Raw genomic sequence first — 10,899 nt, 5'->3', positions numbered from 1 at the left:
TACGGGGTTGAAGCCGATGCCTTTAATGCTGCCGATCGCAAGAAATCCGACGACAATATCGATCTGACCGCGCTGGCTCGCTTCGCGCCGGACGCCACCAGCACCATCGAGTTCGGCTATGCCCGGAAGACCCGTTCGCCAAACCTGTATGAGCGTTACGCCTGGTCGACCGGCGGTATGGCCATGCGCATGATCAACATGACCGGTGACGGAAATGGCTATGTTGGCAACCTCGACCTGGAGCCGGAAACCGCCCATACCGTCAGCGCGTCCTTCGACTGGCATGATGCTGGCCAGGAGCAATGGAGCCTGACGTTGACGCCTTACTACACCTACGTCAATGATTACATCGATGCCCGTCGCATCGACCCAGCCGATACTTCTACCGACGCCTTCGTCTACCTCCAGTTCGTCAATCAATCCGCGCACATGTATGGCGTGGATATCTCCGGCCAACAGGTACTGGCGGAAAACACCCAGTACGGCGATTTCACTGCGAGTGGCATGCTGAATTATGTCCGCGGCAAGAACCAGACTACCGACGACAACCTCTATAACATCATGCCGCTGAATGCGCTACTGGCAATAGAGCATCATACGGGCGGCTTGACCAACGTTATCGAACTTGAGTTGGTGGATGAGAAGACCCGCGTCTCACAGGTCAGGAATGAACTCCAGACTATGGGGTACGGCCTGTTCCACCTGCGGAGCAACTACCAGTGGAAACAGGTCCGCTTTGATTTCGGAATCGAGAACATTTTCGACAAGTTCTACAACCACCCGCTGGGCGGCGCCTATCTCGGTGAGGGCAAGACCATGACCGGAACCGACGTTCCTTGGGGCGTCTCGGTTCCGGGCATGGGACGTTCGCTCTACGCCGGAGTGAACGTCACATTCTAGCCGGAATTGTTGTCTGCACCTTTTCAACGCCGACGTCAGTCGGCGTTTTTTTTGAATCAATCCGGCAATCAAAGATCAAACGCCAGTGAGAGCGAATGATCAAGGGAAGCACAGAGGGGGTTCAGCCGTGGCCGCATGACTTCAAGGATCGATTGCCAGGTGGGTTATTTGGCATCCCGCCCCATCTGCTGGCCGATGATCATCACAGGTTCTCTTTCGATGCGCGCCACACCACCCATGATCGCAGTCATCTGCGAAGGCCCCATCACTGTGGAGTCTGGGACGCCTCTTCCCTGGTATAGAAACAGCCATTGCGCATAAAACCGGATATTATCTCTGCATGAGCCTTGAGGACACTGCCGTTGGCATCCCGGCTTCCTACCCAGTCATCTGGCAAACCATCGAGAATATGCACAGGTGCAGGACAACCATCAGCAAAGCACGAAACAACACAGAGGCCACTGCGGGTATCCTGAAAGGCCGGTATAAATCCCTGCTCCCGATTGCGGGTGCTGATACCTCTTGTATTGGCAAAGCGATGATTCTCATGTCTCAATGATTGACTGCTCAATATCCCCTTTTGCGTGATATCGGACTCTTGCCGGTTACCATGAGCGCTTGGAAGACACTCTTCCAGAACTGGATCGGTCTTTATCATGATGCTCTCCTACTATTTTCAGCACACATCCTAAGATTTCTATACTAAGTGTGTACGCTGAGCGACAGCATGATATAGGTAGATCCATGTAGTTGGAGGGCGGTTTTTTATGCATGACGAGTGGGAACAACGCCTCAGCCGAATCTTCCTCGCAGCTTCTGCCTAACCTGCCCCGATCCCGTTTACAGATTCTTTCCACCATTTCCCAGCCGAGAATGCGGAAGAAAATGCCGTTGCTAACAGGCCCCAGGTGGATTCTCGCGAAAGGTAGGCTATCCTTCCTATACTCAACCGCTGGAAATAGTCTCACAAGGGGGAGGATGGATCCGCTGTTTACTACAGTTGGCATTCACGATCCAAACCCTAATCCACCAATAAATATCCCGTCGGAAGCACCACTATGAAACTGCTAAGAAATGTTTTGGCCGTCATCGGCCTGCTTACCCTTTTGATTGTCACTGTGGCTGTAAGTCAGATCTGGTCAGCTACCCGGCACTTCGATCCCGATGCCTTTGCCCTCTATAGGGAATTTGCCGGTAATCTCCTGGAAACCGGCGACCTGGCCAGTGCCTTCGTCTGGCGAGTAAAGGTGGAAGACGATATTAAAGTTGAGGATGTCAAGGAGTCCATGAAGAGCCTTGCCGTTGACAGGAACCTCTTCTTTGTCAGCGACTCACCCTTTTACAAACAGGTCAAGGCCGTTACCGGAAAAGATTTTCGGCACGTGTCCTTCATGCAGTTCTGCGACGTCAAGGTCGGTGTGAAGATGCTCGACTACAACGATGCCTATTCCGCCTTCATGCCCTGTGTGATCAGCGTGGTGGAGGACAAGGAAGGCAAGGTGTGGCTGTATGCCATGAATATGGATTTTCTCATCCACGGAGCCAACGAACTACCCCCGGAGTTGAAGAATGATGCTCTACGGGTGCGTCGGGTGTTGCGGGAGATTATGGAAGGCGCAGCCGCGGGCGAATTCTGATCGATCCTCCGGATCGATGGCAGACCTGGTTTATGACACCTGTCGGGGCATCAGTATAGGTCGTTTGACGCAATCGGTCTAAGCTGATGCGTGTTTGTTCAGCAGTGAGGTCATCTCCTTTGACAATTGGCTCAAGTTTACCGGTTTGCTCAAATAGCTATTGGTACCGGCCTCTATGCAACGCTCTTTGTCGCCCGGCATGACCAGTGCGGTCAGGGCGATGATTGGAACCGATGCCAGGTGTGGCATCGCCCGGATGCGCCGTGTTGCCTCCAGGCCGTCCATCTCTGGCATCTGTATATCCATCAGGATGATATCCGGATGGGTATTCGATGCCATTTGCACGGCTTCCACGCCGTTTCTCGCTGACAGGATTTCGAAACTCTGACCGATGAGGAATTCGGAAAGTATGATTAGATTGAGCTCATTGTCTTCCGCCATGAGTACGGTGGCTGATCCCGTGCGAGGGGGCGGTGCGTCAGGGGCGGGTAAGTTGCTGCTCTCTTGAGTTGATGGCTCAGCCTGAACCTGCGCGTCCCTGTTCCATATCAGGCGCACCATAAAGCGGCTGCCGTGCCCAACCTCACTCTCCACCCAGATGCTGCCTCCGTGCAATTCTGTTAGCCGGTATACAAGATTGAGCCCGAGTCCTGTTCCTTCATGTTGGCGTGAGAAAGTGTCGTCCAACTGGACAAAGGGTTTAAACAGCCGTTCAAGATCCTCCGTTGCGATACCGCATCCGGTGTCCCATACGGTGAATTCGATGCTGTTGTCCTCTTGCTTTCCTTGAACATCCAAACCAATTGTCCCCCCGTCCTGAGTGAATTTCACAGCGTTTCCCATCAGATTGACCAGGATCTGCTTCAGGCGAATCTTATCTGCCCAAACAGTTTCTGTCTTTGGATCCCGCTTGAAAGCAATGTGCTGGCCCTTTTTCTCCGCAGCTGGCCTGACCAGTGTCAGACTGGCCTGGCAGATATCCTCCACCTGAATCCAATCGGGCTCCAGTTCCATGCCTTGGGATTCAATCTGGGCTATGTCCAGAATATCGTTGATCAGTGCGAGCAATTGGTTGCCGCTATCGGAGATGATGCCGATATAGCGCTGTTGCAGATCGGTCAGTGGTCCAGGTCTTTTCCCGGACAATATCTCCGAGAGACCCAGGATGGCAGTAAGAGGCGTGCGTAGTTCATGGCTCATGGTGGCAAGGAATTGATCTTTGGCGTGCACGGCCCGTGACAATTCGTCGTTGCTGTGACGCAGGTCTGCGGTGCGTTCAAACACGGTCTGCTCCAGCATGCTTGCGTGCGTTGTTCCACCTGGGCTTCCAACCCTTCGTTGAGCTGCTGAAGGTTTTTCGTGGATTCACGCTGGGCGATCTCCTTCTCGCGCCGCAATATATTGATGCGGTCCGCCAGTGCGATGGAGAGCAGCACGACTTCCATGGCGGAGCCGACCTGCATCGCATAACTGGTAAACAGATTACGCGGCACAAAGCCAGTGAACATCAAACCGGTGACAAAGATCCCGAACAGAAACATACTCCAGGCAATGACGTAGAATCGCGCGGGCCGATAACCTGAGCGCAAGCTGAGATAGCCGGCGGGCAAGAGCACTATGGGTAACAATACGCCCGCAATATTTGAGACAGGGGCCATGATGTCATAGGTCAGAACCAGGCTGCCTAGCATGATGCCCAGGCTGAATACCATCAGGCCCTTCAATAACCAGTCGATCCTCGGCAGATATTCCCGCGTGGTGAGAAACTGCCGGGAGAAATTGGTGGCGAAGAAAGTTACCAGACCAACGAAGAAAGGCACCGAGCGATTTGCCCACCAGGGGTTTTCCGGCCAGAGGTAGAGCTGGGCATAGCCGTTGAGGGAGAGTTGGAATAACAGGTAACAGGTGATGTAAACCACGTAATGCAGATAGTTTCGATCCTTAACGAACAGAAACAGAAACAAGTTGTAGAGGATCATCACCAGCATGATCCCGTAGTAGACCCCATGGATATAACGGACCTTGCCATTCTCTCTGGCAAATACCGTTGTGGACCAGAGATACAGCGGCAGTTGCAGACTACCTCCGGAATGAATACGCAGGTAATAGGTTTGTTCGGACTCCGGTATGGCAGGCAGAGAGAACAAAATGTCAGGTGAGGGGAGTTCCCTAATGGAAGCTGGCAGCGTGTCACCTGCTCTTGATACCTTGAAGTCTTCCGGGCCATTCGGGAGGTAGAAGGCGATGGAATCCAAGAGTGGATAAGCCAGTTGCAGCAGCAGGGGACTGGCGTCGGTCCAGCGAACAGAAAAACGCAGCCAGAACGCGGATCTACTGTAACCGAGGCTGAGCTGCTCCTTGCCGACAGGGTGAAAGCGTTGTTCGAATGCAGGGGAGGCTACATCGAAAATATCCAGGTCTGCCTGTTTATCCTCGAATATTTCCAGGTATGGACCGAGAATGACCTGCTCCGTCTGACCCGAGAGAAGCCGTTGGTCAGCGGCGTTTGCAGAAAGGCTTGACCATAGCAACAGCAGGGTCACCAGCAAGCGCATCGTGGCGGAAATGAATGACTCGGCATGTCTACAGCAGCTGTTTCCCAGATTTACGAGTGTAGTGACACAGGTTTGTGCAGGCAGGCAAGCATTGTCTTTCTGACAGGGTGTTCGCCCCCCTTGACGCCATTGATATGTTAAGTATAACCCTTGCTCAAGTGCTTCTTAACACCTCCTGAAGGCAGGCCGGTTGCTTCACAGATAATTTCAGCCTGTCTGCTAAACTGGGAAGGAAACTCTCTAAGGAGTACCGGGCATCCGGGGTTTTGACCAGATATCCTCATGGCAAAGAGTGGTCTGTCTTTCGCTGGAGTGGATGCCATTCCCACCAAGCCCAGCACACTGCACCGAAGAGGACGGCAAGATGCCAACAAAGCGAAATAAAACCACCTTTGTGGTACAGGGACGAGATATTTCGACCCGGGAGCTGAACGAACAGCTGGCGGAAGAGCTGACAGATATTCTTCAGGTTGAGGTGCGTGACGGTTCAGCCGTCAGTCTGGTGCCGGATCGATCAGCTGACAGCCGCGCTGTGGAGTTGACGGCTACGGATGAGGACGTGGTCGAATTGACCCTTGAGGGCAATCTGCAGGTTTTTACCTCGGTGGGCAGGCTTCGGGAGGAGATTTTAACGGCTGAGTCTCATCGGGGAGCGAGTCCGAATCAGTTGGTGATACCCAGGCGGCTGACGTTCTCGAACCAGCATTCACGAGGTGAGGATGGACTGCTGGTCGAGGCATTCAAGCTGCTGGATGTCAAAGGCAGGATTATCGACCATGTGACCGGAAAGGCCGCCGAGTTTACCGCCAGAAAGGTTGCGGCGTTGATCGAGGATCAGCTGGTTGGCGACGGTGCCCTGTTTAGGATTCATCAACTCGACAGCAGTGGGGATGAGCGTTCCGGATTTCAGCCCGTAAAACCTGAAGAGATTGATAACAGGGTTCCCATACTGCTGTTCATTCATGGCACAGCCTCCAGTACCAGAGGTGGCTTCTCCGATCTTTGGAAAATGTCTTTCGACGATACCTGGGATCAGCTCAAAGGCTTCTATGGCGAAAATATTCTCGCCTTTGAACACCGCACACTCAGCGAAAGTCCTATCGATAATGCGATAGAACTGCTCGAAGCCTTGCCGGACAAAGCAACCTTGCATCTGGTCAGCCACTCCCGTGGCGGACTGGTTGGAGAGCTGTTATGCCGGGCTCAATTCGATGAATCGCGTGAGCCATTTACCCGTGAAGAGATTGCGTTATTCGATGCGGAGAACCTCTTCAGTCTCGCCGGTTTCCTGCAAGAGGTCAAAGACGATTACGCACATCATCGTCGGCAACTCCGAAAGCTCAATACGCTGCTCATGGAGAAGCAGCCCAAGATAGAAAGGTTCGTGCGGGTAGCCTGTCCGGCGCGCGGCACTACACTGGCGAGTGGCAAGCTGGATCTCTATCTGTCTGGTGTGCTCAATGTCATTGGTCAGATACCGGTGTTGAAGGTCAGCCCCATATATGGCCTGCTCAAGACCTTCACTTTGGCGGTCGCGAAGGAGCGTACACGCCCGGAACAGTTGCCTGGGTTAGAGGCACAGATGCCGGGTTCACCGCTCATCGGATTGCTCAACAGCGCACCGGTAAGTACCCATGCTTCGCTGGCAGTGATAGAGGGAGATATCAATCCCACAGGGATCTTTAAGAAAATTGCCATGTTCTTCCTCGATCAGTTCTACGAGAGTGATCATGATCTGGTGGTGAATACGCCTTCCATGGATGGTGGCGCACGCCGGGTGGCCCGTATCTCGGTGCTGTTCGATCAGGGCAGGGACGTCAACCATTTCCAGTATTTCAGCAACAAACGAACCCGCCGCGGCTTGTTGTCTGCCCTGACGGAGACCGCCTCACCTCCCACTGGCTTTCAGTTGAGAAAGCAGACGAAAAAGACGGTGGCTCGCACCCTGTCTGCCGAACGGGTGTCTGGTGAAGTTCCCACGGTGTTTATCCTTCCCGGATTGACCGGCAGCCATCTCGCTGTCGACAACAATCGAATCTGGGTGGATCCATTCGACCTGCTGCGGGGCAGGTTTACAGCGCTTGAATACGAAGCATCTGACGTCAGTGCCCAGCAGGTTGTTGGCCTCGCCTACGGTGACCTGATCGATTTTCTTGCTGCTACCCACGAAGTGATTCCCTTCCCTTACGATTGGCGCCGCAGCGTAATGGAGAGTGGACTGTTGCTCGCCGCAGCCGTGGATGAGCGGCTACGCAATACCGATCAGCCGGTACATATTGTGGCTCACTCGATGGGTGGTATCGTCTTCCGTGCAATGATCGCTCAGGATCCGCAGTTGTGGGATCGGCTACGGGAACGAACCGGTTCACGCGTGCTGATGTTGGGTACCCCGAACAGAGGTTCCTACTCCATTCCCAGAATATTCTCCCGCCAGGACCGTACGGTGAAAATGTTGGCGCTGGCGGATCTTCGGCATAATCAGGATCAACTGCTGGCTGTGCTAAGCGAGTTCAGGGGTATGCTTGAGCTGCTGCCCGTGGATGATCAGGGAAAGATACCGGCAGATAATCTGTGGGACCAATTCGGCAAGGTGTTGGGCGGTGACTGGAAGCGACCCGGAAAGGCAGATTTGCGCCGTGCTCAGAGTACCTGGAATAAGTTGGATAGCCACCCGCTGGACCCGGAAAGGGTTTTCTACATAGCGGGGCGCGCGGATGAGACGCCGGTTGCGGTGGAGGTGGATGAGGCCCTGAAGGGAAAAACCAAGATCCGTTTTTTCTCCACTTCCCAGGGAGACGGTCAGGTTCCCTGGAACACAGGTATTCCGGCGGGCATCAAACACTGGTTTGTCGACGCGTCTCATGGTGATATTCCTGACCATGAACCTGCCTTCACGGGGATGTTGGAGATACTGAAAACGGGCAATACACAACTGCTATCCACTCGTCCGCAGACGGCGCGAGGTGTTGAGGCGCGGCGTGAAATGCTGCCTGATCAGATCGATGTCTATCCTGATGAAGATGCACTCACAGCGGCATTTTTGGGACGCTCAATGGCAGCAGCCCCCCGTAAACCCGTGCAACTTCCAATCCAGGTCTCGGTGGTGCATGGCAACCTGCGTTTCGCCACAAGCCCGGTGGCAGTGGGTCACTATCAGGGTGACAGCATTGTCAGTGCAGAGGCGGCAGTGGATGCCTGTTTGGAAAACCGGCTGAAAAAGCGTCTGCTGCTAAATCTCTATCCCGGCCCATTACAAACCAACGAAGTACTTTTGAGGAACCACCAGGATGAGCTGCCCGGCGCCATCATTATAGGGTTGGGAGAGGTGGGAACCTTGACCAGCAGCGGTCTTACCGACACGCTCCGCGAAGCGGTATTGCGCTACGTACTTACCGTTCAGGAAGAGGGCATTGCCCAGCCGGAAGAGATCGGCCTGTCTGCGCTGCTGATCGGTACCGGTGCCGGTGGTATGTCTACAGAAGATGCCATTACTGCAATGCTGCGTGCGGTGTTGCAGGCCAACCAACTGCTTGCCGGGCCTGCCAACAATATTGAGCGTACGATTCAAAGCGTCCGGTTTATCGAATTGTATGAGGATGTGGCCGTTGGCGCCCTGCATGCCTTACACCAGATTGTTAAAGGTCCGGAGTTTAGAAACAGGATTACTGCTCTACCTGAGATTATTTCCAGCGATGGTCGATTGCGGCGCGTCTATTATGATGAAGACCCGGCGTGGTGGCAGCGCCTGCGTATCGAGAGTACTGATGACGGTGGCCTGAAATATACCTCCCTGGCGGGGCGAGCCCGGTTGGAGATGAGCATACAACCCCTGCAGAAACAGTCGGTCGAACCATTCCTGCAAGAACTGACCGGCAATACCTGGTCGAATTCCAGGGCAGGGCGTACTTTGTTCGAACTGCTCGTGCCCCGTGAGTTCAAAACTCACGTCCGGGATAATCAGGACATGGTATTAGTGGTGGATAAACATTCAGCGCGTTACCCCTGGGAACTGCTTGAATATGCGGGATTTGACGGAGATGAACCCCTGGCCAGCAAGGTAGGCATGGTTCGGCAGCTTGCCTCGTTTGAGAGTGATATTGGTAGCGTCTGCAACAACCACCGCGCCCTGGTTGTGGGCGATCCCCGGCTTGATGGTTCGGAGTTTGTTGCCTTGTCCGCAGCACAGAAGGAGGCGAGGGTTGTGGAACGTCTGCTGTCAGATTCAGGTTTTGATGTAAAACCCGCGTTGATCGGTGCCAGCGGTACTGAGATTCTCACTGAGCTGATGACGGATGACTACGAGATCCTTCATCTGGCGGGCCATGGCGTGGTTGACTACTCATTACCTGAAGATGGTTCGATCTGTAAAAGCGAACAGGGCAAAGACAGGCCTAAGTTGATAACAGGGATGGTGATTGGTAAAGACCATTTTCTGACACCCACAGAGATACGTCAGATGCCTTCCACCCCGGCATTTGTCTTCATTAACTGCTGCCATCTTGGCAGTACCGATACTTCGGGCCAACAAAGAAACCCAGCCTTTCATCGTTTGGCGGCTAATCTGGCCACGCAGCTGATAGGACAAGGGGTGAAGGCCGTTATTGCCGCTGGCTGGGCAGTTAACGATGATGCAGCCCAGACTTTTGCCGAGACCTTCTACGATGCCTTTCTCGACGGCAGCAGCTTCGGTGATGCCGTGAAACAGGCGCGGAAGGAAACCTATCACAAGCATGATCGGTTCAATACCTGGGGGGCTTACCAGTGTTATGGCGATCCAGGTTATGCCTTGATGACGGAAGCTGGACGACGGCGCCGCAGCAGCAAACAAACTTATGTCTCTTTGGCGGAATATGTAAGCGCAATCGAGAATATTGCCGAGTGGGCCAAGACGGCATCCGGCTCAGACGCCCGAAGCTGGAGTCAGAAGTTGGCCGACCTACTGCAACGTGTGCCACCGAAATGGGCGGAGAATGCCAGCTTGGTTGAAATGGCGGGACGCGCTTGGGGCCAGCTTGGAGAGTTTTCCAAAGCGATAGAGGCTTATGAACGGGCCATCTCAGCCGACCCGGCGGGCGCCACAATTCAATCGGCAGAACAATTGGCGAATTTTGAGGCGCGCGAAGCGGTCAAGCTACACGATGAAGGTCAGTTGGTGATTGCGAAACGTTTGGTGAATCGTGCCGGTAAGCGCATTGATGGACTGAACTCAAAATTTGGCACGACTGTCGAACGGCTTGCATTGAAAGGGAGTGCGGCCAAGCATCGTTCAATTGTCTATCTGGACAAGGATAAAGAGTGTCGTCGCTCTTTGACGGAGATGGAGGAAGCCTACAAAGCCTCCTACCAGCTCTGCCTCAGTCAGCAGGGCAAGATCAACACCTACCCCCTGACCAACTGGCTGACTGCTCACTGGCTACTGGTAAAGGCCGGGATGAGCAGTGATAAAGATCTGGGTGGAGACGGGGACTTTGACAGCCTGTTGGGTCAGGCTCTGCAGCAGGCTCATGTGTCTGAGTCCAGTATGGGTGGTGAATATTTCTGGAACGCCATAGCGGAGAACGACTGCAGATTGCTGGCTGCGTTGAAACAGGGTGATCTGGTTGACAGGAAGGAGGCAATTGCAGACACCTATCAACACATCCGCAAGCGTGCCTCTTCTCCGCGCCAGTTCCAATCCGTCATGCAGCATCTTGATTTTCTTAAACGTATGAGCGGACATTTCAAACTTGCGGAACAGAAGCCTTTGGAATGGCTGATCGACAACCTGAATGGCAAAGATTGATGATGGGATGGGATTGCCTGTGTTT

6 protein-coding genes are annotated in these 10,899 nt (G+C 53.8%); 3 read left to right on the top strand and 3 right to left on the bottom strand.

Annotated elements, in window-relative coordinates:
* A partial coding sequence (locus G9Q73_RS11645) for a TonB-dependent receptor domain-containing protein (protein WP_177419938.1) occupies positions 1-900 on the top strand: 900 nt, incomplete at its 5' end.
* A gap of 265 nt (positions 901-1,165) precedes the next feature.
* Here G9Q73_RS11645 and G9Q73_RS11635 read toward each other — a convergent pair.
* The gene (locus G9Q73_RS11635) at positions 1,166-1,558 is read right to left on the bottom strand and encodes a hypothetical protein (RefSeq protein ID WP_177419937.1); all 393 of its coding nucleotides are present in this window, start codon (positions 1,556-1,558) and stop codon (positions 1,166-1,168) included.
* A gap of 400 nt (positions 1,559-1,958) precedes the next feature.
* Here G9Q73_RS11635 and G9Q73_RS11630 point away from each other — a divergent pair, with 400 nt between their 5' ends.
* Positions 1,959-2,537, top strand: a complete 579-nt coding sequence (locus tag G9Q73_RS11630) for a DUF302 domain-containing protein (protein WP_177419936.1) — start codon at positions 1,959-1,961, stop codon at positions 2,535-2,537.
* Positions 2,538-2,615: 78 nt separating this feature from the next.
* On the opposite strand, the gene G9Q73_RS11625 is transcribed toward G9Q73_RS11630, so the two are convergent.
* Both G9Q73_RS11625 and G9Q73_RS11620 read right to left on the bottom strand, forming a co-directional pair.
* Positions 2,616-3,821, bottom strand: coding sequence for a hybrid sensor histidine kinase/response regulator (locus G9Q73_RS11625; protein ID WP_177419935.1), 1,206 nt, complete (start codon positions 3,819-3,821; stop codon positions 2,616-2,618).
* A complete protein-coding gene (locus G9Q73_RS11620; protein ID WP_177419934.1) occupies positions 3,734-5,092 on the bottom strand; it encodes a 7TMR-DISM family protein in 1,359 nt (452 codons plus the stop codon). The genes G9Q73_RS11625 and G9Q73_RS11620 overlap by 88 nt, the downstream gene beginning before the upstream one ends.
* A 364-nt stretch (positions 5,093-5,456) precedes the next feature.
* Here G9Q73_RS11620 and G9Q73_RS11615 point away from each other — a divergent pair, with 364 nt between their 5' ends.
* Complete coding sequence (locus G9Q73_RS11615; RefSeq protein WP_177419933.1) at positions 5,457-10,874, top strand: DUF7379 domain-containing protein; 5,418 nt, start codon at positions 5,457-5,459, stop codon at positions 10,872-10,874.
* The last annotated feature ends 25 nt before the right edge of the window (positions 10,875-10,899 follow it).

The organism is endosymbiont of Lamellibrachia barhami, from assembly GCF_011947365.2.
Lineage (GTDB): Bacteria > Pseudomonadota > Gammaproteobacteria > Chromatiales > Chromatiaceae > QGON01.
This window is presented reverse-complemented; position numbering and strand designations above follow the sequence as displayed.

Excerpts from the sequence above, each read along its gene's own strand:
- G9Q73_RS11635 (WP_177419937.1), bottom strand. The coding sequence starts at position 1,558 with ATGATAAAGACCGATCCAGTTCTGGAAGAGTGTCTTCCAAGCGCTCAT.
- G9Q73_RS11620 (WP_177419934.1), bottom strand. The coding sequence starts at position 5,092 with ATGCGCTTGCTGGTGACCCTGCTGTTGCTATGGTCAAGCCTTTCTGCA.
- G9Q73_RS11630 (WP_177419936.1), top strand. The coding sequence starts at position 1,959 with ATGAAACTGCTAAGAAATGTTTTGGCCGTCATCGGCCTGCTTACCCTT.
- G9Q73_RS11615 (WP_177419933.1), top strand. The coding sequence starts at position 5,457 with ATGCCAACAAAGCGAAATAAAACCACCTTTGTGGTACAGGGACGAGAT.